The sequence below is a fragment of the Lysobacter brunescens genome (assembly GCF_042677005.1).
Classification (GTDB): domain Bacteria; phylum Pseudomonadota; class Gammaproteobacteria; order Xanthomonadales; family Xanthomonadaceae; genus Lysobacter_I; species Lysobacter_I brunescens.
Genome location: NZ_JBHTIF010000001.1, coordinates 700,299 through 725,864 on the forward strand (window position 1 = coordinate 700,299; position 25,566 = coordinate 725,864).

Below are 25,566 nucleotides of genomic sequence, written 5' to 3' on the forward strand. Positions count from 1 at the left end.
TTCGAAATTCCTGAAAGAGAGCCGCAATTCAATTCGCTTTTTTCGAATGTACGGCCTCGCCAGAATCCGGGTCAATCCAACCGGCCCCTGCGCCGACCCTGTCAGACGAGGAGCATCGAATGGACACCGCCAACCCCTGCGGCATTCGCGGGATCGCCTTCACCGAGTTCTGTGGCCCCGACCTTGGCCAGCTGGAGCGCCTGTTCCTCGCCTTCGGCTTCTCGAAGCTGCACCGCCATCCGGCCCGCGACATCGTCCATTTCCGGCAGAACGACATCCACTTCCTGCTCAACGGCGAGCGCGAGGGCCATTCCGCCGACTTCGCCCGTGCCCACGGCCCCGCGATCAGCGCGATGGGCTGGCTGGTCGACGACGCCGAGGCCGCGCTGGCCACCGCCGTCGCGCGCGGCGCCGAAGCGGTGCCGGCAGCGGCAAAGGACCATGCGTATCCGGCGGTGTGGGGCATCGGCGGCAGCGTGCTGTATTTCATCGAAGTCGGCGTGGATGTCTACGCCCGCGACTTCGTGCCGCTGGACCAGCCGATCGTGCAACAGGACAAGGGCTTCCTCGTCGTCGACCACCTGACCAACAACGTGCCGATCGGCGGGCGCGAGCAGTGGGCCGCGTTCTACAAGGACATCTTCGGCTTCACAGAAGTGCGCTACTTCGACATCCAGGGCGCGAAGACCGGCCTGACCAGCTACGCGCTGCGCTCGCCCGACGGCTCGTTCTGCATCCCGATCAACCAGCCCAAGGACGAGAAGGACCAGATCGCCGAATACCTGCGCGAATACCGCGGCCCCGGCGTGCAGCACCTGGCCTTCCTCACCGAAGACATCCTCGCCTCGCTCGACGCGCTGCGCGGCAGCGGCATCGAGACCCTGGAGATCGACGACGCGTACTACGAAGAAGTCTTCGAGCGCGTGCCCGGCGTGCGCGAGGACCGCGCGCGCATCCGCGAGCACCAGGTGCTGGTCGACGGCGACGCGGACGGCTACCTGCTGCAGATCTTCACCCGCAACTTCATCGGCCCGATCTTCATCGAGATCATCCAGCGCGCGGAACACCTCGGCTTCGGCGAAGGCAACTTCGGCGCACTGTTCCGCTCGCTGGAGAAGGACCAGGAGCGTCGCGGGGTCCTCTGACCCGGCGCGCAGGCATTCCCGAACACGACCCGGAGCGAACACGCATGGCCCTGACCCGAGGCATTCACCACGTCGCGTACCGCTGTCGCGACGCGAACGAGACCGTCGATTTCTACAAGCGCGCGCTGGACATGGACCTGGTGCTGGCCATTTCCGAAGATCGCGTGCCGTCGACGAAGGAACCCGACCCGTACATGCACATCTTCCTCGACGCCGGTCGCGGCAACGTGCTGGCCTTCTTCGAGGTGCCGAATTCGCTGCCGATGGGCCGCGACGAAAACACCCCGGCCTGGGTGCAGCACCTCGCGTTCGAGGTCGAGGACATGGACGCGCTGCTGTCCGCCAAGGCGCGTCTCGAAGGCATGGGCCTGGACGTGATCGGTCCGACCAACCACGAGATCTTCCAGTCGATCTACTTCCACGACCCCAGCGGGCATCGCATCGAACTGGCCGCGAACACGGTCAAGCCCGGCCAGCTGGAGGAGCTCAACCGCCTCGCGCCGTCGATGATGGACGAGTGGCAACGCACCCGGCGCACCGTGCGCCAGGCCGCGTGGTTGCATGCCGAGGAGTTCGCGGCGAGCGCGTGATGCGCAACCGGTGCGTGAGCGGAGGCGCCGCCGTCAACGCGACGGCGCGCAGCCCGCGAACAGGTCCAGCGCAGGCTTGCGCGCGGCGGTGCGCACGTCGGCGAGCGCGAGCACGCTGTGGAAGAAGTGGTCGTGCGACAGCGGCCGGTCCGCGCCGCGACGCACGCAGTCGAGGTCGAGGCGACGGCGCGCGGCGAAGCGATCCGACGCCCACAGCAGCATCGGCACGTGGGTCTGCTCGTCCGGCGCGATCGCGTACGGCGCGCCGTGCAGGTACAGGCCGTTCTCGCCGAGCGATTCGCCGTGGTCGGAAACGAACAGCATCGCGGCATCGATGCCGGGATCGACCGCTGCCGTCGGCGACACGTCGGGCTCCGGGCACGCGCCCGCGCCGGCATGGCCGCGTCGCGCGCGACAGCGCAGCGCTTCGATCGGCATCCGATTGACCAGCGCCGAGGGTTCGCCGAGCAGCGACACGATCTCGGCAAGCACGTGCGTGGTGTAGAGCACCGAGTTGTCGTAGGTGTTGCGCAGCTGCGCATCGCTGCACGTCTGCAATTCGTTGGTCCGGCATTCGGGCTGGAACACCGCGAAACCGGCGGGATAGCGCGCGTGGTAGGCCGGTCCGTGGCTGCCCAGCAGGTGCACCACGATCACCGTGTCGCGGCGGATCGTCGGCAGCAGCGTCTTCAGGCGATCGACGAGCACTTCGTCGTGGCAGCCGTCGGCATTGCAGCGCGACGGATCGGCGCCCTCGGCGGCGGACAGTTCCTTCGCGCGCGCGGCCAGGCCCTTGCTGCCGGTGTTGTTGTCGATCCACAGCACCTCGTAGCCAGCGCGCTGGATCACGTCGACCAGGTTCTCGCGATGCTTCGCCTCGGCATCGTCGTAGGCGGCGCGTCCGAGGTCGGAGAACATGCAGGGCAGCGAGGTCGCGGTATTGGTGCCGCAGCTGTCGACGCGACCGAAGTTCACGATCGGCAGCGGATGCAGGTCGACATCGGTGTCGCGGGTGTAGCCGTTGAGGTCCAGGCTGGCCGCGCGCAGCGATTCGCCGATCGCCAGCACCAGCACGACCGGGCGCTTCGACGGCACGAGCACGTCGCCGCGACGCGCGTCGGTGCCGATGCGCACGAATGGGCGATCGGCATCGCGTGCGTGGTCGAGGTAGGACAGGTTCGCCGCGAGCAGCGCGAACGGGTTGGCGATGTGGCGCAGCTCCATGCGGTTGCGCAGCAGCGAAGCCACGTCCTTGCCGGCGACGCCGGCAGCGACGGCGAGCAGTGCGAAGGCAAGCGCGCTGAGCTTCAGCCGCGACCACAGTTCGCGCGGTGCGCTGCGCCAGTCGATCCGCACCCACCACAGCAGCGCCGCCGGCAATGCACCGAAGGCCGCGATGAAGGCGAGCATGCGCAGGCTCAGCCATTCGCCGGCCTCGCGCGCGTCGGTCGCGTACACGCTGGCCAGCGCATGCCGATCGATCACCGCGCCGTAGTCGCCGATGAAGAACGCAGCCGCCGCGGACAGCAGCAGCACGACCGCGAGCCCGGGCCGGAAGGTCCAGCGCAGGCTCAGCGGCAGCAGCATCAGCAGGGTCAGCGCGAACAGCGCGGCGGCGACGGCCGCGACCACTTTCGCGCCATGCAGCCCGGCCAGACCTGTCGTGTCGAACACGACGCCCCAGAACCGCGCGTTCAGCGCGACCACGAGATAGGCGACGACGAGCAGCAGCACTGAGCCGGCACCGAGCGCCGGGCGGAACGTCTTGACGGCATGGGGCATGCACGCAGCATGCCCGCACGGGATTAGCGGAACATGAGGCGAACCTCAAGTTTCCGCTAGTTCGGCGTTAAGACCGCGTTGCCGGGGATCGCCGGCAACGCGGCACGTCCATTACGGCTTGAGCGTGCGCTCGAACAGTTCGTGGATGCGGCGGTACTGGTCGTACCACGACGCCGCGCGGGTGTAGCCGTGGCGTTCCAGCGGATAGCTGGCCAGCTCCCACTTGCCCTTGCGCAGTTCGATCAGGCGCTGCGCCAGCATCACCGAATCCTTGTAGAACACGTTGTCGTCCATCATGCCGTGCGCGATCAGCAGGTGGTCCTGCAGGCGGTCGGCGAATTCCAGCGGCGAGGAACGCTTGAAGGCCTCCGGATCGAGCACAGGCGTGTTGAGGATGTTGCTGGTGTACTCATGGTTGTACTGCGACCAGTCGGTGACCGGACGCAGCGCGGCGCCGGCCTTGAACACGCCCGGCTTCTTGAACAGCGCCATGAAGGTCATGAAGCCGCCGTAGCTGCCGCCGTAGATGCCGACGCGGTCGCGGTCGGCCTGCTTCGTCTCGACCAACCAGTCGATGCCGTCGAGGTAATCCTGCAGCTCCGGCTCGCCCATGTGCCGGTAGATCGCCGTGCGCCAATCGCGGCCGTAGCCCTCGGACGCGCGGAAATCCAGATCGAGCACGATGTAGCCCTGCTCGACCAGCATCTGGTGGAACATCTGCTCGCGGAAATAGTTCGGGTAGCGGTCGCTGACGTTCTGCAGGTAGCCCGCACCATGCACGAACAGCACAACCGGATAGCGCTTGCCCGGCTCGGGCGTCTTCGGGCCGTAGTACTTGCCCCAGATCGTGCCGGCACCGTGCTTCGAGGGCACCTTCACGTATTCGGGTTCGAGCCAGGTGCGCGCCTTGAACGCTTCGCTGCGCGTGTCGGTGAGGTCGCGCGCATTGCCGTCGGCGACCACCGCCAGCTGCGGCGGCAGGTAGCTGTCGGAATGACGCACCAGCAGGCGCCCGCCTTCGGGCGATTCGACGAAATCCTCGACGCCGTCCAGCGACGTCAGTTCGCGCACCGCGCCGCCGGCCAGCGGCACCTCGCAGACTTCGTAGTCGCCCGGCCAGGCGCGGTTGCACAGGAACAGGAAACGCTTGGTGTCGGCCGACAGCACCGGCGACGAGGCTTCCCACTGGCCCGAGGTCAGCGCGCGCGGCTTCGCGCCATCGTGCAGGTACAGATGCGAATACCCGCTCTCTTCCGACAGGTACCACAGCGTGCGGCCATCGGGCAGCCAGCCGAAGTCGTTGAAGTTCCAGTTGATCCACGCCGGGTCGGTCAGGCGGTGACGCGCCTGCAACTTCGCACCGGCGAGATCGACCGTGGCGACCCAGCGGTCCTTGTTGTCGACCGCACGCACCAGCACCGCGACGTTGCCGCCGTCGCGGCTCCACTGGATGGCCGGGCCGAGGCCGTCGCCATCGGTCTCGATGCGCACCGGGCGGTTGCCCTTGAGCGCATCCTGCTTCGCGGCCTTGCGCAGTTCGGCCAGCGGATCGACCGCGATGCCCGGCAGCGCGTCGTACTTCAGTTCCGTCGCCTTCGCTTCATCGACATCGACCAGCCACAGGGCGTGCGGCTGCGGCGCGTTGCGGCCGACGCGGGTGCGCACCTCCTCGAATTCCTCGTAACCCGATTCGGTCACGTACTTCGGCATCTTGCCGCCCTGGCCGCCGTCGGCGCCCTTGGCGGTGGTGACGACCAGCAGCCAGCGGCCATCGGGCGACAGCGCGCTGTCGGCGATCTCGACGTTCTTGCCGAGGTAGGTCGGCAGCGGCGCGCGGGTGGGATCGGCGCGGCGCCAGGCCAGTTCCTGCGCGCGCGCGGCCTCGCGACGGTCGCGGTCGGTCTTCAGGGTTTCGATCAGGCGCAGCTGGCGGTCACGCAGGTCGTCCGCGGGCGGCGCCTTCGCCGGGTCGTCGGCGGCCTGCACGTTCGAGGCCTGGACCACGCCGAGCGCAGCGGTCCAGCGATACCAGTCGTTGCCGGCGCGCCAGACCAGGGCGCCGTCGCGACTCCACTGCGGGCGCGATTCCTGCGCTTCGGTGCGGGTGAGCTGGGTGAGCGCGCCACTGCGCAAGTCGCGGACGAAGATGTCGCCGTTGCGCGCGAACGCGGCGCGGGTGCGCGTGGCGTCGTACGCCGGGCGGGCGGCATCGAGCCCGGCACGCGCGGCATCGCCGACCTTCACCGGCGCGCCACCGGCCACCGGCACCTGCCACAGGTCGCGGATGCTCGCGCCCTCGCGCTTGCGCTGGTACAGCGCGGTCTTGCCGTCCAGCGACCACCACGCCTGCTCGACTGCATTGCCGATCCAGTCCGGGTCGGCCATGACCGTGTCGAGCGTGAGCGGTTCGGCGGCCTGCACGACGGGTACCACGGTGCCGATGATGAGGGCGGAGGCGAGCAGGCTGCGGAGCGGAGCGCGGAAGCGGGAAGCGCGGGAGCGAACGGTCATGGAAGGCGCCGGCGGATGAAAGACGCCGAAGCTTAGAGGGTGCGATGGCCTTTTTCATGGGCCACTGGACCCACCCGCGATGCGGGCCAAGATGCGCACACCGTCGCGACCACGACCTGCGTCACGGCGCCACGCCTGTGCGGCCGGCCGTCGGAACGTCGCTGCAACGCCTGTCCCCGACCTAGCCCGCAAGCGTGCTTTCCCGCACAATTCGTCGCGAAGTTCCACAATATCGGGCAGTTGGGCGATACTCCCACGCATCCGCCGCAGGTCGGTCTCGCAAGTGATTGATCTGACAGGGGCAGGCTCCTCGGGGCCTGTGGCGTGTCGCACTGCCGCCGGCCTTCGGGCCGGTCGTCGTTCCCTGTCGCAAGAGTCCGCTCCGAGGCACCACCGGCCATGCACGCCTACGTTTACAAGAGCCAGCGGAAGGCCGATACCTACGTCTATCTCGCCACGCGCGACGACTTCGACTGCCTGCCGCCGCCGGTGCGCGCCCAGCTGGGCGACCTGCGCTTCGTGCTGGACGTGGCCCTGACCCCCGAGCGGAAGCTGGCCCAGGCCGATGCCGCCGTGGTCCGCGCGAACCTGGCCGAGCGCGGCTTCCACCTGCAGTTCCCGAAGACCGTGCTCGATCCGATGACCGACGACTGGGGCACGGATGCCTGACCACACCCCCCGGGACGGCATGGCGTCGGATGACGCGGCCTTGACCGACGCGGTCCTGAACACTGCGCCGCGCAGGCGGCCGGCCCCGGTGCCGCTGCTGGCGGGCCTCGCCCTGACCGGCGTGGCCGGCGTCGGCGCGGCCCTGATCGGCGGCGGACTGGGCGCCTGCGTCGTGGCGATCGCGGGCCTGCTCGCGCAGCCGGCCTTCGCGCTGGCGATGCGCGGACGCGGGCGCGCGACCGACGCCCTGCCGCTGCTGGCATTGTGGGCGCTGGCGCTGGCCGCCTTCGCCGCGCTGATCGCCTGGCCGCTGGCCGCGCTGCTGCAGGGCCGCACGCTCGGCGCCGCGCTGTCGGTCAGCGCGATCGTGGGCGGCGCGCTGATCGGCCTGTGGCGCACCTGGCCCCTGTGGCGCTGGCTCGAAGGCGAGGGCGGCACGCTCGCCGAACACTGGCGCGCGCTGGGCAACACCGATACCCGCGACTGGCACGGCCTGCTCGCCGCGCTGCTGCTGATCCTGCCGCTTGCCGGCATCGTGCTGCTGGCCTGGCCGGGCCTGCTGCCGTCGGCCGCACGCTGGCCGGCCGTGGCCGCCTGCCTCGTGCTGTGGCCGCTGGCGCACTTCGCCCTGCTGCGCATGGCCGCGCCCTCCCCGCTCAGTGCCGAGGCCCTGCTCCAGGAAGCCCTGGCCGAGGATGTGGCCGAGGCCACCGCCGTCGACGAGGACGACCTCGACGCCGCGCTCTACGCCGCTGCGCGCCACGGCCGCGTCGACCGCGCGCTCGGCCTGCTGGAAACCGGCGCCAACCCGCATGCCCTGCCGCGCGCCGACGAGCGCGACCAGCGCACGCTGCCGATGCTGGCCGCCGTGCTGCCCGACCTGCGCCTGCTGCGTGGCCTGATCGCCCACGGCGTCGATGTGAACGGACCGCACGGCGGCATGACCCCGCTGGTCGCGGCCACCCGCGACAGCTGGCACGGGCGTCCGGAAGCGGTGATGACCCTGCTCGCGAACGGCGCCGACCCGCGCATCGCCGACGGCGAAGGCAACACGCCGCTGCACCACGCCGCACGCAGCTCCGACCCCGGCGTCGCTGCGCTGCTGCGCGACGCGGGCGCGGAGATCGATCCGCTCAACCACGACCACGCCTCGCCGCTGGCGATCGCCTGCACCTCGGGCAACTGGCGGCTCGCGCGCTTCCTGCTCGAACGCGGCGCGAAGCCCGACCTGCCCGGCGCCGTGCCCGCGCTGCACGCGGCGGCCGGCGGCGACGAGGACGATCCGGCCGGCGTGCAGCTGCTGCTCAAGCACCGCGCGAAGGTCGATGCGCGCGACATGCGCGGGCGCAGCGCGCTGCACGAGGCCGCGCTGGCCGGGCACGCCGACATCATCGGCATCCTGCTCGGCGCCGGCGCCGACGTGCATGCCCGCGACAACGCACAGCGCACGCCCTTCCTCGACGCCGCACGCGGCGCGCGCCTGCCCGCGCTGAAGGCGCTGCTGCCGGCGCGTCCCGACGTGCATGCGGTCGATGCGCAGGGCCGTCATGCCCTGATCCTCGCCTGCCTCGCCGATGCGCCCTCGCCGGGATTGATCGCGACCCTGCTCGACCTCGGCCTGGACCGGAACCATCGCGACGCCGAGGGTCGCGCCGCGATCGACTGCGCCGCCGCCGCCGGGCGCTGGGCGCTGGTCTCGGCCATCGATCCCCACTATCTCCTGCCGGCCAGCGTCGGTCCCGATGCCGACAACGACACGCCGCCGCCGGACCGCGCACCGATCGCGATGCTGCGCGATGCGCTCTACGAAGGCCGCGAGGACCTCCTGCCGCGCCTGCTGCCGCTGGTGTCGCCGCGTGAACTCGGCAGCCTGCTGCACGACGGCGACTCGCCGGCCGAACCGGTGCACATCGACTGGCTGCTGCGCCACGGCGCCGACCCAGAGACGCGCGACCGCCACGGCGACACGCCGCTGTTCGCCTGGCTGGCGCTGGGCCCGGTGGCGACCGTGCCGATCCAGCAGCTGCTGCGTCGCGGCGTCTCGCCCGCCGGCGCCGGCGGCCTGGCGCGCTTCCTCGCCGCCTGCGTCGCCGCCGACCGCGCCGATCGCGGCCTGGAGAAGCTCGCGCTGGACCTGCTCGAACGCGGTGCCGACCCGTTCGCCGCAAGCCCCAACGGCGATCCGCCGCTCACCCTCGCCGTGCGCCTGGGCTGGAGCGGACTGATCGCGCGCCTGATCGAGATCGGCGTCGATTTCGGCGCACGCGACCACCACGGCATGACCGCGCTGCACCTCGCCGCCGCGCTGCGCCGCGAGCCGATCCTCAAGCAACTGATCCTGCACGGCGCCTCGCCGAACGTCCGCGCCGCCGACGGCCAGACGCCGCTGGGCGTGGCCTTGGCCAGCGGTCGCCGCGACCTCGCCGACTGGCTGGACTGGCGCCACTGGCAGCTGCCCGGCCGCGCGCTGCGGCCGTCGGACCTGCCGCAGGCGGCCACCGCCGGCGATGCGGACGCGGTGCGTCGCCTGCTCGACCTGGGCATGCCGATCGACACCGTCGACAGCCAGGGCTGCACCGCCCTGCTGCGCGCCGCCGGCGGTGGTCATCGCGGCGTGATCGAGCTGCTGCTGGCGCGCGGCGCCGACCCGGAAATCGCTGCGCGCACCGGTGCCACGCCACTGTCGGCGGCGGTGAGCATGCGCCAGATCGAGATCGTCGACCGCCTGCTCGCCGCTGGCGCCACGCTGGAGCAGCGCCTGCCCGGCGACGTCACCGTGCTGATGCTCGCCGCCGCGCTGGGCCTGCCGGACGTCTGTTCGCGCCTGCTCGCCGCAGGTGCGAACATCAACGCCACCGATGCCCAGGGCCTGACGCCGCTGCACTGCGCCGCGCTGTTCGGCTTCACCTGCCGTGACCGCCGCCGGCTGGTCGCCCTGTTCGACGCGCTGCTGCTGGCCGGCGCCGACCCCGATACCCCGGCCGCCGGCAACGTCACGCCGCTGCTCCTGCTGCTGGGCGCGCGCGCCGAACCCGGCACTGCCTGCGACGAGGACGTGGTCATCGCCGGCATGGAACGCCTGCTCGACGAAGGCGCGCACCTGAAAGTCCGCGATCCGCGCGGCTTCGGCCCGCTGCACCTGGCCGCGCTGCACGGCCTGCTGAAAGTCACCCAGCAACTGATGCGCGACGGCGCCGAGCCGGACGCGCGCGACGCGCTCAACCGCACGCCGCGCGAGATCGCGGTGATGCGCGGCTTCATCGATGTCGCCGCCGAATTCGCGCCGCAAACCGGCCAGCTGTCGATGGCGCGGTTCCTGAAGGATCGGGAGTAATCCGGCCCGGGTGATTTCTTCTGCCTTGTAGGAGGGCTTTCAGGCCCGAGCTTTTTTTCGACACGCAAGATCAAGAGCTCGGGCCTGAAGGCCCTCCTACAAAAGCTCAAAAAGCTCGGGCCTGAAGGCCCTCCTACTTCGCCCGCGTCTCGTCCGACGCTGCCTGCGTCTGCTCCTCCACGTCCGCCTCGAACAGCTGCTCCAGCTCGCTGCGCGCCTGTTTCGCGCTTTCCAGCAGCGCGGCCTCGTCGTCGTAGATCAGGTGCTGCGTCGCGAGCAGTTCCTCGTCGTGGAGACGGAACTTCTGCACGCGCTGCGTGGCCTGTTCCTCGCTCATGCCCAACGCGATCAGGACATCGCGTCCCATCTCCAGGCCCGAGGCGAACGTCTCGCGCGTCACCTCCGCACCGAGATCCATCAACTGCCAGGCATGCCGGCGGTCGTGCGCGCGGGCGAAGATGCGCATGTCGGGATACAGCCGGCGCACGACCCGCGTCACCCGCACGTTCGCTTCGGCACTGTCGATCGCATTGATGAAGAGCTTCGCGTGCGCAGCGCCCGCCGAGCGCAGCAGGTCCGGACGCGCAGGGTCGCCGTAATAGATCGCGTTGCCGAAGCGACGCATGAAATCGACCTGCTTGGCATCGGTCTCCAGCGCGACGAACGGAATCTTCTGCGCCACCAGCATGCGCGCCACGATCTGTCCGAAACGGCCGAAGCCGGCGAGGATCACCTGCGGATGCCCGGACGGCATCGCATCGAACTCGCGCGCGGGCGCACGGTCGGGATGCGCGCGCAGCACGCGCGAGGCCGCGATCACCGACAGCGGCGTCAGCGCCATCGACAGACCGACGATCGCGATCAGCCGGTTCTGCAGGACATCGTCGATCAGGCGCGCCTTCACCGCTTCGGACAGCACCACGAACGCGAACTCGCCGCCCAGCGCCATCACCGCGCCCAGCTGCAGCGCCTCGCGCCAGCCCATGCCCCCCGGGCGCAGCCCGATCCCGAACAGCACCAGCGACTTGACCAGCAGCAGCGCGCAGGTGCCGAGCACGATCAGGCCGGGCTCGGCGGCGATGAGCTTCAGGTCGATGCTCATGCCCACGGCCATGAAGAACAGGCCCAGCAGCAGGCCCTTGAAGGGCTCGATCTGCGATTCGATCTCGTGGCGGAACTCCGAATCAGCCAGCAGCACGCCCGCGAGGAACGCGCCCAGGCCCATGCTCAGGCCGGCGAGGTGCATCACCCAGCCTGCGCCGAGCACCGCGAACAGGGCGCTGGCGGTCAGCATTTCCGGCACGCCGATCCGCGCCGCCAGACGGAACAACTGGCGCAGCAGGACGCGACCACCGATCACCACCGCCGCGATCGCCCCCACCGCCTTCAGCACGTCGTGCCAGATCGGATCCGGGCTCGCCGCCGCCGCGCCCAGCAGCGGGACGGCCGCGATCAGCGGGATCGCCGCGATGTCCTGGAACAGCAGGATCGCGAAACCGGTCCGCCCGTGCTCGGTGTTCAGCGCCTTGCGCTCGGACAGCAGCTGCAGGCTCACCGCCGTCGACGACAGCGCCAGCGCGAGGCCGACGACCAGCGCCGCCTTCCAGCCCAGGCCGACCATCAGGCCGATTCCGCCCAGCGCGAGGCCCGACAGCAGCACCTGCAGGCCGCCCATGCCGAACACCGGCCGGCGCATCACCCACAGCCGCGCCGGGGACAGCTCCAGACCGATCACGAACAGCATCATCACGACACCGATCTCGCTCGCCGTGAGCACCGGCGCCGCATCGGGCACCACCTTCGCCCCGAACGGGCCCAGCACCACGCCTGCCGCCAGGTAGCCGAGCACCGCGCCCAGGCCGAAACGCTTGAACAGCGGCACGGCGATCACCGCCGCGAGCAGAAAGACCAACGCAAGTTGCAGACCATCACCGTGCATGAGCACCTCCGGCGACGACCTTAGCCGGGCATCGGACAGGCCGCAATCGCAGGGCGGGAACGCAGCATCGTCCCGGCTCTGGTTTGCTACGCTGCCCTCCCGGACCCAGGCACCATGGACATCACGATGCGTTCCACCCTCCCGCTGCGCCTGCTCACCCTCCTGCTCTGCCTCGGCGCCGCGCTGTCCGTGCACGCCGGCAAGCGCAACGACGACGCCATCCGCCGCCAGGCCGAATCCAGCCTGCTGGTCAGCGGCGAGATCGTCATCGCCGCCGACGGCAAAGTGCTGGGGCATACCCTCGACGGCGTGGACAAGTTGCCGAAAGGCATCGTCGACCTCACCGCGAAGCTGGCGTCGAACTGGACCTTCGAGCCGGTGACGCTCGCCAACGCACAGGCCACCCGCTCGCGGATGTCGCTGCTGTACGTGGTCAAGCCGCTGGACGAAAACCGGCACACGCTGGAGCTGCGCAGTGCCAGCTTCGAAGCCGACCTGCCGCCGGAAGCAAGGATCAGCGTCGCACGCCGCGGCCGGATGCCGGCCTATCCCCAGGCGCTCGTGGCGAACGGCATCGGCGCCACGGTCTACCTCCACGTCAAGGTCGGCCGCGACGGCAAGGTCATGAACATCGACGCCAGCCACGTCAACCTGCGCGCGATCGGCAGCGAGAAGAACATGGCGCTCTGGCGCGATGCCTTCGCCAAGCTCAGCATCCAGGCCGTGCGCGGCTGGACGTTCAAACCGCCGACGACAGGCCCCGATGTCGACGCCCCGTACTGGACCGGCACCCTGCCCGTGATGTTCATCGCCGAAGGCGTCCCCGAACCGCAGCCCGGCAAGTGGGAGGCCTACATCCCCGGCCCGCGCAAGATCATTCCCTGGCTGGACGGTCATGGCCTCACCGCCGAGCAGACCGACGCGCTCGCCCCGAACCAGTTCCACAGCGGAGGCAACCAGCGCCGGATGACCAGTCCGCTGATGGGTGGGTGATCACGCAGCCTGCCGCTGTCGCAACAACACTCCCAGCCCCCTGCAAAACGAAGGGGCGCCGGTCGCCCGGCACCCCTTCGATCGCGCATCCCTGCGCATCATGCCGCGCGCGCGGCTTCGTAGCGATGGAACACCATGCTGGCCGATGCGCGCCCCTGGGTAAGCGAGCGCAGCGCGGTGGTGTAACCGTCGAGGCGCGACAGCGGCGCGTGCGCCACGATGTCCGCACGCGCGCCCTTGTCCTCGATCGCGACCACCCGGCCCAGGCGGCGCTGCACGTCGCCGACGACATCGCCAACATGCGCCGCCGGGGTATCGACGGTGAGCGTCATCACCGGTTCCAGCACCACGGTGCCGGCCAGGGCCAGCGCCGCGCGTGCCGCATCCATGCCGGCACGCTGGAACGCGAGTTCCGACGAGTCGTTGACGTGGGTTTCGCCGTCGACCAGCACGACCTCCACGCCCACAACCGGATAGCCGTGCGGGCCGGACGACAGCGCCTCGCGGACGCCGCGCTCGGTCGCGGATGCGAAGGATTTCGGCACCGCGCCGCCGCGCGTACGGTCGACGAACACCACGTCGCCGTCGTCGCGTGGCGACAAGTCGATGGCCACGCGGGCGAATTGCCCGGGACCACCGGTCTGCTTCGACACCTTGCCTTCGATGCCCTGCACCGCACGCGCCGGCGTTTCCTGGCAGGCCACGCGCGGCGAACCGGTACGCACGTCGACGCGCCAGTCCTTGCGCAGGCGCTCGACCTTGACGTCCAGGTGCAGCTCGCCCATGCCCCACACCAGGGTTTCGCCGGTGTCGGGATCGGTGCCGACGCGGAACGACGGATCTTCCTGCGCCAGCGCCGCGAGGCCTTGGCCGAGTCGGATCAGATCGCCCGCATTCGCAGCGCTGAGCCGCCACGCCAGCACCGCCGGCTGGGCGCGGATGGTGTCGAGCGCGAACCGCATGTGCGCGTCACTGAGCGTGTCGCCACTGGCCGCGTCCTTCCAGCCGAGCACGGCGACGATTTCGCCGGCGCATGCCATGTCGATGTCGTGCGTCCGGTTCGCCTGCACCACCGCCAGCCGACCAATGCGACGCATGCGCGCCGACAGCGAACACCACACCGCATCGCCGGTACGCAGCGTGCCCGAATAGACGCGCATGTAGGTCACCGGACCGTGGTCCTGGTGCGCCACCTTGAACACCAGCGCGGCCAACGGACCTTGCGGGTCCGGCGACAAGAGCACGGTGTCCTCGCCCTGCTGCGCAGGCACGGCCGGACGATCGAGCGGCGACGGCAGGTAATCGACGATCGCATCGAGCAGCGTGTCGACGCCCTTGTTGCGGATCGCCGAACCGGCGAGCACCGGCACGCCGAGGCCGGCGATGACCACGCGACGCAGGGCCGCGCGGAGCGTCGCCGCGTCGATCGGCTGTTCGTCGAGCCACAGCTGCGCGAGCGCGTCGTCGTGTTCGGCGACAGCCTCGACCAGGCGCTGGCGCGCCGCGACGTAGTGCAGCGCGCTCTCGTCCGACCATGCCCGACGCATCGCGTTGCCGTGCGCGTCCCACGTCACCACGGCTGGATCGACCAGGTCGACCCAGCCTTCGAACGCGGCTTCCTCGCCGAGCGGCAGGCCGATCGGCAGGGGCGTCGCGTCGAGCTTCTCGCGCATCTGCGCCAGCACGCGCGCAAACGAGGCACCGGGGCGATCCATCTTGTTGACGTAGGCCAGCAGCGGCACGCGATGCCGCTGCGCCTGTCGCCACACGGTCTCGGATTGCGGCTGCACGCCGTCGACGGCGGAAAACACCGCGACCGCGCCGTCGAGCACGCGCAGCGAGCGTTCCACTTCGATCGCGAAATCGATGTGGCCCGGCGTGTCGATCAGGGTCAGGCGATGGTCGACGTCGTCGCGCATCCAGTCGATGCGCACGGCGGCGGCGCCGATGGTGATGCCGCGGCGTTGTTCGATCTCGTCGAAATCGGTGGTCGCGGCGCCGTCGTGGACTTCACCGATGCGATGGATCGCGCCAGACGCCCACAGCAGGCGTTCGGTGAGCGTGGTCTTGCCGGCGTCGACGTGGGCGATGATGCCGAGATTGCGCCAGCGGGAGAGTGTGAAGGTGTTCATGTGTTGCATTCCAGGTCGCCAACATGCGGGGCCGCACACCCCGGTTGGCGACAGGGCGTGCGGCTACGGTTCGGTCTCGGCGGCGATGCTCATGGCACGTTCTCCTCGGTGAAAAAAGCATCAGGGGGATGTCGTCGACAGATGCCGCGACGATGAAGGGACTGGTGGATGGCGACGCATCGAAGCGACGGATCGCGGGCAACAAAAAAGCACCCTCGCGGGTGCTTGCTGCGTGAAGCCTGGACTACCGGAATCCTCAGGATTCCCGGCGTCCCGCTCCGTGAGGCAGGCGCACCCGGCCCGCGCTCGCGCGCTGGCGGTTCAGCAGTATCAGAAGCGGGGTCCGCATCATGGCCGTGCCGGGTGAGAGGGAAGGAAGGCGCGCATTCTGCGCCCGGCCGTTCGCCGGGTCAATCGAGTCCCCTCGGCACGCAATGTTGCGTGGCCGGGGCACTTGAAACCGCCCACCATCGGCGTAGCATCGACACCAAGGCCCGGGACAGACTCGGCGCCGTCCACCCAACCGTGAGGGAGCCTCATGGATCGCACACCGGACCGCACTGCGGTCGACTTCGACTACCTCGTCTTCATCGGGCGTTTCGAGCCCTTCCACAACGGCCACGCGGCCGTTGCCCGCCACGCACTGGGGCGCGCGAAGAAAGTCATCTTCCTGATCGGCTCGGCCGATACCCCCCGCAGCCTGCGCAATCCATGGTCCGTCGCCGAGCGTTCGGTGATGATCCAGGCGGCGCTCGATGGCGCAACCGACCGGTTGATCCTGCGCCCGCTGCGCGATCATCTCTACAACGAAAGCCTGTGGATCGCCGGGGTGCAGCGCACCGTGGCCGAGGCGATCCGCGACGACGGCGGCGATGCGAATGCGCGCGTCGGGCTGATCGGTTTCGACAAGGATGCATCGAGCTACTACCTCCGCGAATTCCCGCAGTGGCCGCTGGTCGACGTACAGCACACCGAGGCGCTGTCGGCGACGGAACTGCGTCGCTATCTTTTCGAAGCCGGTGACATCGACTTCCACGGCGCCTTGCTGATGCTGCGCGCGAACGTGCCGCACCCGGTGTTCGAGATGCTCGAAGCCTTCCGCAGGAGTTCGCCGGCCTACACGCAGCTGGTCGCCGAGTACCGCTTCATCGAGCAGTACAAGGCGGCGTGGAAGGACGCGCCGTATCCGCCGACCTTCGTCACCACCGACGCGGTGGTGGTGCATTCGGGCCACGTGCTGCTGGTGCGCCGCCGCGCCGAACCCGGCAAGGGTCTTTGGGCGCTGCCCGGCGGTTTCGTCGGCCAGAACGAAGCGCTCCTCGACAGCTGCCTGCGCGAGCTGCGCGAGGAAACCCGGCTGAAGATTCCGATCCCCGTGCTCAAGGGTTCGCTGAAGCGGCAGCACGTGTTCGACCACCCCGAACGCAGCCAGCGCGGACGCACGATCACCCACGCCTTCCACTTCGATTTCCCCAGCGGCGAACTGCCCGAGGTGCGTGGCGGCGACGATGCCGACAAGGCGCGCTGGGTGCCGGTCAGCGAGGCGCTGGAGATGGGGCCGAAGCTGTACGAAGACCACCTGCACATCCTCGAATTCTTCCTCGGCCGCGTCTGACACGCGCGACCGCACACCCGTCGCCGGATAGACCGGCGGCTTCCAACGACGCGAAGGAGCTTCCCGTCATGCAATCGCTCAATCAATCGCTGCGCAACCTGCTGCTCAACACCGACAGCTACAAGGCCAGCCACTGGCTGCAGTACCCGCCCGGCACCGACGCCACCTTCTTCTACGTGGAATCGCGCGGCGGCGTGCACGACCGCACCGTGTTCTTCGGCCTGCAGGCCATTCTCAAGGAATATCTGTCCACGCCGATCACGCATGCGGACGTGGATGAAGCGCGCGACCTGTTCGCCGCGCACGGCGAGCCGTTCAACGAGGCCGGCTGGCGCGATATCGTCGATCGCCTCGGCGGCCATCTGCCGATCCGCATCCGTGCGGTCCCCGAAGGCAGCGTCGTGCCTACGCATCACGCGCTGATGACCATCGAGTCGACCGATCCCGCAGCCTTCTGGGTGCCGTCGTATCTCGAAACGATGCTGCTGCGCATCTGGTATCCGATCACCGTGGCCACGATCAGCTGGCACGCGAAGCAGACGATCCGCCAGTTCCTCGAACGCACCAGCGACGATCCCGCAGGCCAGCTGCCGTTCAAGCTGCACGACTTCGGCGCGCGCGGCGTATCCAGCCTGGAATCGGCCGCGTTCGGCGGTGCAGCGCACCTGGTGAACTTCATGGGCACTGACACTGTATCGGGCCTGCTGCTGGCGCGAGCGCACTACCATGAGCCCATGGCCGGCTATTCGATCCCCGCCGCCGAGCACAGCACGATCACCAGCTGGGGCCGCGAGCGCGAACTCGATGCCTATCGCAACATGCTGAAGCAATTCGCGAAGCCCGGCAGCATCGTCGCCGTGGTGTCGGACAGCTACGACATCTACCACGCGATCCGCGAGCACTGGGGCAAGACCCTGCGCGACGAAGTCATCGCCTCCGGTGGCACGCTGGTCGTGCGTCCCGACTCGGGTGATCCGGTCGCGGTGGTGCACCAGTGCATCGAGCTGCTCGACGAGGCCTTCGGCCACACGGTCAACAGCAAGGGCTACAAGGTGCTGAACCACGTCCGCGTGATCCAGGGCGACGGCATCAATCCGACGAGCCTGCGCGCGATCCTCGAACGCGTGACCAGCGACGGCTACGCCACCGACAACCTCGCCTTCGGCATGGGCGGCGCGCTGCTGCAGCAGCTGAACCGCGACACGCAGAAGTTCGCGCTCAAGTGCAGTGCCGCGCGCGTCGACGGCCAGTGGATCGACGTCTACAAGGATCCGATCACCGACAAGGGCAAGCAGAGCAAACGCGGCCGGATGACCCTGCTGCGTCACCGGGAGTACGGCAGCTACAGAACCGTGCCTGTCTCCGCCGAGGCTGCCTCGCTGGCGGATGTCGAGATGCCCGCCGGCTTCGATGACGCCATGGTCACGGTGTGGGAGGACGGTCGCCTGCTGCGCGACTGGACCTTCGCCGAGGTGCGCGCCAACGCGGATACGGTGAAGCTGTGATTCGTGCGCCCCGTTTCCCGTCATGTGACCGTGGCGGGAGACGGGGCTTTTGCGAGCCATCAAAATCCTCGTCATCCTCGCGCAAGCGAGGACCCAAGCCAGATCGTCGCTGATGCATGGGTCCTCGCTTGCGCGAGGATGACGTTGCTTTTTTCTACCCGCAATAGCGGATTGGCCGGCTGTTTCGCGTTCAATTCGCGTGTTTCCCTACAATAGCGCCCAGACCCCCGTCCCCGACCGACCTCTCGATGAGCATAGACCGCACCACCACCAGCGACGTCATCATCATCGGCGGCGGCGCGGCGGGCCTGATGTGCGCGCGCGTGGCCGGTCTGCGCGGCAAGCGCGTGCGGGTGGTCGAGCACGCGAACCGCTGCGGCAAGAAGATCCTGATGTCCGGCGGCGGGCGCTGCAATTTCACCAACACCGGTACCACGCCAGCGAATTTCCTCTCGAACAACCCGCATTTCTGCAAGTCGGCACTGGCGCGCTACACGCCGCAGCACTTCATCGACATGGTCGAGGCGCACGGCATCGCCTACCACGAGAAGGAACTCGGCCAGTTGTTCTGCGACGAGTCGTCGAAGCTGATCGTGAAGATGCTTCTCGACGAATGCGCCGATGCCGGCGTGCGTATCGATACCAGCTGCAGCGTCGAAGGCGTCGAGAAGACCGACGACGGTTTTCGCGTGCGCACCACGCTCGGCGAACTGCGCGCGCCGTCGCTGGTCGTCGCCACCGGCGGACTGTCGATCCCGAGCATGGGCGCGACCGGTTTCGGCTACGAGCTGGCACGGCAGTTCGGCCACACCGTGCTGCCGACGCGCGCCGGCCTGGTGCCGCTGACGATGACCGGCAAGCCGCAGGAACGTTTCGCCGAGCTCAGCGGCGTGTCGCTGCCGGTCACCGCGCAGTGCAACGGCCGCGCCTTCAGCAACTTCATGCTGATCACCCATCGCGGCGTCAGCGGCCCGGCGATCCTGCAGATCTCCTCGTACTGGAACGTCGGTGACGAGCTGCTGCTCGACCTGCTGCCGCAGGCCGACGCCTTCGAGACGCTCAAATCCCTGCGCGCGAGCCGCCCCGGCATCGAGCTGCGCACCGCGCTCGCCGAATTCTTCCCGAAGCGCTTCGCCGAGCGTCTGTGCGAAGTGTGGTTCCCGAGCCGGCCGATCCGGCAGTACAACGATCCGCAGCTGCGCGAGATCGCGACCTTCCTGCAGGCCTTCCCGCTGATCGCGAACGGCACCGAAGGCTATCGCACCGCCGAAGTCACCCTCGGCGGCGTGGACACGGACGAACTGTCGTCGAGCACGATGATGTCGAAACACCTGCCCGGCCTGCATTTCATCGGCGAAGTCGTCGATGTCACCGGCTGGCTCGGCGGCTACAACTTCCAGTGGGCCTGGGCGTCAGGAAACGCTGCAGGCATGGCAGTGTGACTCGAAACACCCGATAGGGTGCGCTACAGCGCACCGGCTTTTCGACGCAAGGTTTCGCGCGCTCGAATCCCTGCCAATCTCACCTCGTCTCCAAATCCAACTGCGTCAAATACAACCGCAAATCTAACTCCAGCTGGTGGTAGTCCGGCGCCATGTGCGTGCAGAGCTGGTAGAAGGCCTTGTTGTGCTCGGTTTCCTTCAGGTGCGCCAGCTCGTGCACCACGATCATCTTCAGGAACTCGGCGGGCGCGTCGCGGAAGACGCTGGCGATGCGGATCTCGCGGCTGGCCTTGAGCTTGCCGCCGTGCACGCGGGAGATCGCAGTGTGCGTGCCCAGCGCGTGCTGCACCACCTGCAACTTCCCGTCGTAGACCACCTTGCCCAGTGGCACGGACTTGCGCAGATACCGGTCCTTCATCGCCTGCACGTAGTCGTACAGCTGGCCGTCGTTGCGCACCGCGTGGCGCTCGGCGTAGCGCTCGGCCAGCATCGGGCCCAGCCGGTCCGCGTCGATCAGGGCGCGGACCTGCGCCAGCAGGGGCTCCGGATAGCCGGCGAGGTACTTCAGTGCGTCCATCGGCGGGGCGACCAGGCAGCGGGATCGGCGGGTATCATGCGCGGACAACCGGATCAGAACATCCCCGCAGGATACCGCGACATGGCGAAGGCGAACCCGCTCCAGGAACAGCTGCTCAAGGCCGGCCTGGTCAAGAAGTCCAAGGTGGCCGAAGTGGCCCGCGAACAGCACAAGGCCAAGCACGCCAAGGCCGCGTCAGGCCCGAGCGAGATCCAGCTGGAAGCCGAGCGCGCACGCGCCGAGAAGGTCGAACGCGACCGCGCGCTGGAAGCCGAGCGCAAGACGCAGGCCCGCACCGCCGAATTGCGCGCCCAGGCGCGGCAGATCATCAACGACCGCAAGGTGCCGCGCACCGGCGAGAGCGAATACCGCTTCGTCGTCGACGGCGCCATCCGCACCCTGCTGGTCAACGACGACCTGCGCAGGAAGCTGTCTTCCGGCGCGCTGGTCATCGCACGCATCGACGACCGCTTCGAGCTCCTGCCCCGCCCCGCCGCCGACAAGGTCCGCGAACGCGACGCCAGCATGATCGTCCTCGACCACGGCCAGGCCACCGGCAGCGAACCCGAGGCCAGCACCTCGGAAGACGACGCCTACTACGCGCAGTTCAAGGTGCCGGACGATCTGATGTGGTGAGCGCGCGGCGCTGACCCGGACATCAAGCACTGAACCACCATAGTCCTGATTATTCAGGTGTGAGACGCCTTATGATGGGCAGTCAGGTTGTACAAGAACTGGAAGAGGCATTTCTGCCGCGACTTGACGCGGCGAAAGAGATGCTTGAGCGTGAGTTCCCGAGCTTCCATTTCAATGTTTGGTCTTCTTCAACAGGAGGACTCACGTCATATCAAGGGCATGACGTGGGGCTGGAGTGCTTGTTCCCTGGCACGCCCGACGAGCTAGCGGACAATGTCGCAATCATCATCGGCGTCAAGCATCTGACTACGGCACCGCTTCTGTGCGATGCGTCTGTTGGCTGGGGACATGGCTCGGCACCCGGCATCCACATTGACTTGTTGCCCAATCCGGTCGCATTTTCCACCGCAGAGCTCAATGCGGTTTCAGCGCGCTTTGGCTTGTTGATCAGCGTTTTTCGCAGCGCGCTCATTGCGGGGCCAGGTAAATCCGATGCCTGAGCAGCAGACCAAGCGGGACGAGCTTTCTCGTGCAATGGCGTTTGCGCCGGCCATGAACCCTCTGCACGCGCCGCACAGGCGCCGCGAACGCGACGCCAGCATGATCGTCCTCGACCACGGCCAAGCCGCGGGCAGCGAACCCGAGGCCAGTACTTCCGAAGACGACGCCTACTACGCGCAGTTCGAGGTGCCGGACGATCTGATGTGGTGATCGCGAAACGCGATCACATCTCCTCGCAAGCCCTCTGCGCCATCATCGCCTCCTGACGTGCAGCCCAGCCGGGCGCCTTGAAGTAGTGATGCAGGTGGTGGTCGGCGCCGACCGCGACGCCGGCGCCCAGCCAGACCTGGTTCCTGCCCGCGCCGTCGGGCTTGGTGACACCGCAGACGTGGTAGCGATCGGCGGCGCTGATCTGCATCAGCGGCAATGCACCGGGCTTCATCCAGTCGCCGGGGGCGATGCGCGACCACAGGTCGTTCGCACCATCGATGACGAACAGCGCGGCATCGCTGCCGATCGCCACGTCCAGCATCGGGCCCGTGGTCGGCGATGCGATCGGTCGCCAGCCGCCGCCATCGAAATAGAAGATCCGGCCATTGGGATCGAGGCCGACGATGTTCTGCGACGAGCCCACCGACACCTTCTGCATCGTGCCCGGGACGCGCTGCCAGTTCGCGCCGTCGAAGCTCCACACGGCATGCGCGGCATCCACGCCCCACAGCGCACCATCGACGCCCGCCGAGATCGAGGCCATGCCGCCGCCCGCGATCTTCTGCCAGGTGCTTCCGCCCCACTGCAGGTAGCGGTTCGTATCGATGCTGAGGAAATACATCTTGTGCGCATCCAGCGCGAACACGTCCAGCGTGCGCCCCGGCACCGGCACCGGGCTCCACGCCGAGAAACCCGCGAGGCGCGTCACCGGCATGCCGTCGGCCACCACCGTACCGTCTTGACAGGTGCTGGCGGACGCGCAGTTGCCCGGCGTGTTGATGTACTGCCAGACGCCGCCAGCCAACAGGTACAGCGAACCGAAATCCCAGCCGTACACCAGCCCGTTGTTGCCCGCCGAGATGCCGAACAGCCGGGGCGTATTCATCGCGGCGACGCGCCACGTATTGCCATCGAGATACAGCGTGCGGTTGTCGTCGGACTGCAGCCACACGGTGCCGTCGGGCGCGATCGAGATCCACTGCGCGTTCGGCGCGCCGGCCACCGGCACGAAGGTGCTGCCGTTCCACTTGTACGGCACGCCCGGGCCGCCCCACCAGCCGCTGTTGTTGTCGATCGTCCAGATGTTGCCGTTGGCGCCCACCGCGACGAACAGCGCATAGGCGCCGCCGTTGGGACGGCCCTCCCACTGCCCGTTCGTCCACTCGAAGATCCCGCCACCGCCATCGACGCCCCACACGCTGCCATCCGGGCCGGGCACCGCGTGCCAGATCGGCGCCCACGGCGCCTGCTGGAAGCCCGTGTTCACCAGTCGATAGAGATCGCCCGCCGCATCGAGTCCGTAGACCGTGTCGACATTCGCCACCGCGATGCAGGTGAGCGCCTGCGAATCCTCCGGCTGGATGGTGCTGTTACCCAGGAAGCGCAGGGCCTGATGGGACCCGTTCAAGGCCCAGAAGGAACCATCGTTGCCGTTCGATGCCATCAGGTAGGTCGACATGCGCTGCTCCATGGGCTGGGGATCGATTGCGTGTGCGGGATGCGATGGAGTGATACGCGCCGCCCGCATGGAAGCGGACGCCGCGACATCGCTTGTGACGTCGTCGGTATCAGTTCGGTGTCAGTTCGAGCAATCCATGCCGAGTCTTGAAGCGCGCAACAGCCCGCCGCCGAGATAGGCTTAGGAAACATCAATGAATAGGTCGCACAGTCTTTAAATCGTACGGCCTTGTCCAGACGGAAGAGCACGTCCGTGACAGTGGACGCCAGGTCCCGCACGCCCAGATCCAATGCTACCTGAACACTACCCTGCACAGATCCAACTTCGACCGCAAACATCGGGGCCAACGCCTGAAATGGCGAGCTATCGCTGAGGCTTGCGCGAAAGATTCGCAGTCGAAACTCCACCCCATGCCGTTCACAGGCAGGGCGGAAATTCGAAACGGACCCGATACATTCGCCGGGTAACAGCTCCTGCCGAGGCCCGAGTTTCGGGTAATTACCACACTTCTACAGCCCGACTTGTACGGAGCTTGCACGCGCTGGAGAAGGACTCATCCTGGCACGTCCCTACCCCAGACTCATGGCTCCACATCCATGACGTCGATGTCGCATTGCAGCGCATGAAAGCAAGTGTCTCCCTGCTGTATCGACAGGAAGGATGCTCGGTTCCAACCCCTCATTCGGAATCGATTTCCAGAATGAAATCGTATGCATCGCAGACGCGATTCCCGAACAAAGCAAGCAGGATGGTTTGAGTCAAGACATCAAGCCAGCTGCGGCGCGTACCGGATTTCCATCGTCATCAATCACTTACTGAAGAATCGAAACTGGCAGAGCACCGAAGAAACACTCGGACCGTTCTGTCCGAACACTGCCAGGAGCAACGACTTCGCACCGGCATGCTCCCTGATGCATGCCCCTAGCGCCTGCAGAATCGGTCTCGCCTTCAACATGAATGGTGAGTCCAATGTCAAATGTCCGAAATCAAATTTCGTCCAGACTGCATCCGCTCGCCGATCTGCTGGTGAGCCATATCTCTGGATGCCCTGCGCGGGACCACAAGGAGAGGACATGGTCCGCGCACACGCTGATTGCAGCCTCGACTGCATCGATGATTGCTGGAGGCGCAGCGCTGTATCTCGCGACATCCTCTGCCATCAGCTTGTGGACCATTATTCTGGCATACATGGGCTGCATCGTTCTTGCAGGCAGCATTCGTTACCACCAGACAGTGTTGATGCACCACGCAGCACATGGAATGCTGTTCAAATCGAAGCCCGGGATGGATTCTGACCATCCCACACAGGCTGGGCAACATGGCAAAGATCCGCGCAATCTTCGCTACGCGAGTATCGCATCATGCATGTTCTTGCTGCCTTCGCCGGAGGATTATCACGAAGAGCACATAGCAGCGCATCACAAGACCCTCCGGATCTTTGCGACCACAGCGGATCCAGACGCGGCGTTCCTCTTGGGGCTGGGATTCATTCCTGGCACTTCTGTTGCCAAGCAGAGGTGGCTGCTGCTCAGGACACTGCTGAGTCCGCGGTTGCATGCCAGGATGGCTTGGCAGCGGATCTGCAGCGCAGGTCGACCAAGCATGGCACGAAAGATTGGTGTCATGACGACATTGTCGATGCTTCTGCTACTGATTTTGCTGGAGCCTGCGTTCGGCGCAATGCTGACTTTCGCTTTGTTCCCGGTCGTGCACTGTGCTGCATTGTTCCAGTTCACGACAGAGCACCTGTGGTTCAGCCCCATGCTGCCTGGAGAGTCCGCCAACTGTCGTGCCGCACGACTTTCACATGCACGTTTCAGTTGCGATCCAACGCCTTCGAGCAGACTCGGGTGGATTCGCTGGTGGGCACGCCTTCTGACCTTGCACCTGACGATGCGCGTGCTTGCGCTCAATGGAGACCTTCCCCAGCACGACATGCATCATCTTCGCCCGAACGCGGACTTCCAGAAACTTGGCGCGCTGCGCTGGGAACTGTACGACAACGACATCGAGACCCGGGAGTACTGGGGTTATGGCGCCGTGCTGACCGCCGTCATGCAGCACATCGAGGAGGCTGGAAAATGAGCTACGCCAACAACGACCACAAGACCATCATCGTTACGCGTTCGGGAAGCCGAATGTCAGAAATCATGAATGCGGCAACCCACCTTGCACTTGGCTTCTCGCATGATGACAGCGCACCATTCCGTTTCGTCGCGTACCAGGATGCACGGGGCATCCTGGCAGCGATCTCAACCTATCCCGTGATCGTGATGACATCTAAATCGAACGCGCACATCTCGCGGTTGATAAACGAGTCTCACGAAGCAGGCATTCGATTCGCCGCATTCACCAGAAGCATGATCGGCGCATCGCTCGAAGAACAACTGCGCGCTGTCGAAGGCGATGAAAGCCCTGAATACATTGCAGCGATCATATTCGGACCAAGCGATTCGCTTCGCCCACTGACAAAACGCTTCTCACTCATGACCGAATAGATCTGCAATTCAATGAAACCCGGATGGG

At 67.4% G+C, this 25,566-nt stretch carries 20 protein-coding genes; 14 read left to right on the top strand and 6 right to left on the bottom strand.

Translation table 11 applies throughout. The features are described 5' to 3' along the window. Nucleotides 1-119: 119 nt before the first annotated feature. Complete coding sequence (hppD, locus tag ACFQ0E_RS02955; RefSeq protein WP_386822204.1) at nucleotides 120-1,145, top strand: 4-hydroxyphenylpyruvate dioxygenase; 1,026 nt, start codon at nucleotides 120-122, stop codon at nucleotides 1,143-1,145. A gap of 44 nt (nucleotides 1,146-1,189) precedes the next feature. Next, on the top strand, nucleotides 1,190-1,735 hold the full coding sequence (locus tag ACFQ0E_RS02960; protein WP_386822205.1) for a VOC family protein: 546 nt from the start codon (nucleotides 1,190-1,192) through the stop codon (nucleotides 1,733-1,735). A gap of 33 nt (nucleotides 1,736-1,768) precedes the next feature. Here ACFQ0E_RS02960 and ACFQ0E_RS02965 read toward each other — a convergent pair whose 3' ends face one another. Together ACFQ0E_RS02965 and ACFQ0E_RS02970 are read right to left on the bottom strand one after the other, a co-directional pair. Next, a complete protein-coding gene (locus ACFQ0E_RS02965; RefSeq protein WP_386822206.1) occupies nucleotides 1,769-3,517 on the bottom strand; it encodes a phosphoethanolamine transferase in 1,749 nt (582 codons plus the stop codon). Nucleotides 3,518-3,628: 111 nt separating this feature from the next. Continuing rightward, entirely contained in the window at nucleotides 3,629-6,028 is a 2,400-nt protein-coding gene (locus ACFQ0E_RS02970) for a S9 family peptidase (protein WP_386822207.1), read from the bottom strand. Nucleotides 6,029-6,427: 399 nt separating this feature from the next. Here ACFQ0E_RS02970 and ACFQ0E_RS02975 point away from each other — a divergent pair, with 399 nt between their 5' ends. Both ACFQ0E_RS02975 and ACFQ0E_RS02980 read left to right on the top strand, forming a co-directional pair. After that, entirely contained in the window at nucleotides 6,428-6,697 is a 270-nt protein-coding gene (locus ACFQ0E_RS02975) for a YcgL domain-containing protein (RefSeq protein WP_386822208.1), read from the top strand. A gap of 97 nt (nucleotides 6,698-6,794) precedes the next feature. Next, complete coding sequence (locus ACFQ0E_RS02980; RefSeq protein ID WP_386824012.1) at nucleotides 6,795-10,031, top strand: ankyrin repeat domain-containing protein; 3,237 nt, start codon at nucleotides 6,795-6,797, stop codon at nucleotides 10,029-10,031. A 133-nt stretch (nucleotides 10,032-10,164) separates the two neighbouring features. Here ACFQ0E_RS02980 and ACFQ0E_RS02985 read toward each other — a convergent pair whose 3' ends face one another. After that, complete coding sequence (locus ACFQ0E_RS02985) at nucleotides 10,165-11,970, bottom strand: monovalent cation:proton antiporter-2 (CPA2) family protein (RefSeq protein WP_386822209.1); 1,806 nt, start codon at nucleotides 11,968-11,970, stop codon at nucleotides 10,165-10,167. Between the two features lie 126 nt (nucleotides 11,971-12,096). On the opposite strand from ACFQ0E_RS02985, the gene ACFQ0E_RS02990 reads away from it, so the two are divergent. Then, nucleotides 12,097-12,963: a hypothetical protein gene (locus ACFQ0E_RS02990; RefSeq protein WP_386822210.1), complete on the top strand. Its 867-nt coding sequence runs from the start codon at nucleotides 12,097-12,099 to the stop codon at nucleotides 12,961-12,963. A gap of 98 nt (nucleotides 12,964-13,061) precedes the next feature. Here the strand turns inward: ACFQ0E_RS02990 and fusA are convergent, their stop codons facing one another. Beyond that, a complete protein-coding gene (gene fusA, locus ACFQ0E_RS02995; protein WP_386822211.1) occupies nucleotides 13,062-15,095 on the bottom strand; it encodes an elongation factor G in 2,034 nt (677 codons plus the stop codon). 538 nt (nucleotides 15,096-15,633) lie between these two features. Between fusA and ACFQ0E_RS03000 the strand changes: the two genes are divergently transcribed. From ACFQ0E_RS03000 to ACFQ0E_RS03010, 3 genes are all read left to right on the top strand, one after another. Next, nucleotides 15,634-16,710 (top strand): bifunctional nicotinamide-nucleotide adenylyltransferase/Nudix hydroxylase, encoded by a 1,077-nt coding sequence (locus tag ACFQ0E_RS03000; RefSeq protein WP_386822212.1) that lies wholly within the window; start codon nucleotides 15,634-15,636, stop codon nucleotides 16,708-16,710. 68 nt (nucleotides 16,711-16,778) lie between these two features. Beyond that, nucleotides 16,779-18,215, top strand: coding sequence for a nicotinate phosphoribosyltransferase (locus ACFQ0E_RS03005; protein WP_386822213.1), 1,437 nt, complete (start codon nucleotides 16,779-16,781; stop codon nucleotides 18,213-18,215). A gap of 248 nt (nucleotides 18,216-18,463) precedes the next feature. After that, nucleotides 18,464-19,657, top strand: a complete 1,194-nt coding sequence (locus ACFQ0E_RS03010) for a BaiN/RdsA family NAD(P)/FAD-dependent oxidoreductase (protein WP_386822214.1) — start codon at nucleotides 18,464-18,466, stop codon at nucleotides 19,655-19,657. Nucleotides 19,658-19,736: 79 nt separating this feature from the next. Here ACFQ0E_RS03010 and ACFQ0E_RS03015 read toward each other — a convergent pair whose 3' ends face one another. Continuing rightward, nucleotides 19,737-20,234, bottom strand: a complete 498-nt coding sequence (locus ACFQ0E_RS03015) for a M48 metallopeptidase family protein (RefSeq protein WP_386822215.1) — start codon at nucleotides 20,232-20,234, stop codon at nucleotides 19,737-19,739. A gap of 81 nt (nucleotides 20,235-20,315) precedes the next feature. On the opposite strand from ACFQ0E_RS03015, the gene ACFQ0E_RS03020 reads away from it, so the two are divergent. The 3 genes from ACFQ0E_RS03020 to ACFQ0E_RS03030 all read left to right on the top strand — a co-directional run bounded on the left by ACFQ0E_RS03020 (nucleotide 20,316) and on the right by ACFQ0E_RS03030 (nucleotide 21,581). Then, the gene (locus tag ACFQ0E_RS03020; protein ID WP_386822216.1) at nucleotides 20,316-20,870 is read left to right on the top strand and encodes a DUF2058 domain-containing protein; all 555 of its coding nucleotides are present in this window, start codon (nucleotides 20,316-20,318) and stop codon (nucleotides 20,868-20,870) included. A 74-nt stretch (nucleotides 20,871-20,944) separates the two neighbouring features. Further along, nucleotides 20,945-21,370 (top strand): hypothetical protein, encoded by a 426-nt coding sequence (locus tag ACFQ0E_RS03025; RefSeq protein WP_386822217.1) that lies wholly within the window; start codon nucleotides 20,945-20,947, stop codon nucleotides 21,368-21,370. Beyond that, complete coding sequence (locus tag ACFQ0E_RS03030) at nucleotides 21,363-21,581, top strand: DUF2058 family protein (RefSeq protein ID WP_386822218.1); 219 nt, start codon at nucleotides 21,363-21,365, stop codon at nucleotides 21,579-21,581. Before ACFQ0E_RS03025 ends, ACFQ0E_RS03030 begins: the two co-directional genes overlap by 8 nt. Nucleotides 21,582-21,594: 13 nt before the next feature. On the opposite strand, the gene ACFQ0E_RS03035 is transcribed toward ACFQ0E_RS03030, so the two are convergent. Then, nucleotides 21,595-23,040 carry a tectonin domain-containing protein gene (locus ACFQ0E_RS03035; protein WP_386822219.1) on the bottom strand — a complete coding sequence of 482 codons (1,446 nt, stop codon included), beginning with the start codon at nucleotides 23,038-23,040 and terminating at the stop codon, nucleotides 21,595-21,597. 660 nt (nucleotides 23,041-23,700) lie between these two features. Between ACFQ0E_RS03035 and ACFQ0E_RS03040 the strand changes: the two genes are divergently transcribed. From ACFQ0E_RS03040 to ACFQ0E_RS03050, 3 genes are all read left to right on the top strand, one after another. Beyond that, nucleotides 23,701-23,859 carry a hypothetical protein gene (locus tag ACFQ0E_RS03040; protein WP_386822220.1) on the top strand — a complete coding sequence of 53 codons (159 nt, stop codon included), beginning with the start codon at nucleotides 23,701-23,703 and terminating at the stop codon, nucleotides 23,857-23,859. 294 nt (nucleotides 23,860-24,153) lie between these two features. Next, nucleotides 24,154-25,125: a fatty acid desaturase gene (locus ACFQ0E_RS03045; protein WP_386822221.1), complete on the top strand. Its 972-nt coding sequence runs from the start codon at nucleotides 24,154-24,156 to the stop codon at nucleotides 25,123-25,125. After that, a complete protein-coding gene (locus tag ACFQ0E_RS03050; protein ID WP_386822222.1) occupies nucleotides 25,122-25,538 on the top strand; it encodes a DUF2000 family protein in 417 nt (138 codons plus the stop codon). The genes ACFQ0E_RS03045 and ACFQ0E_RS03050 overlap by 4 nt, the downstream gene beginning before the upstream one ends. Nucleotides 25,539-25,566: the final 28 nt, after the last annotated feature.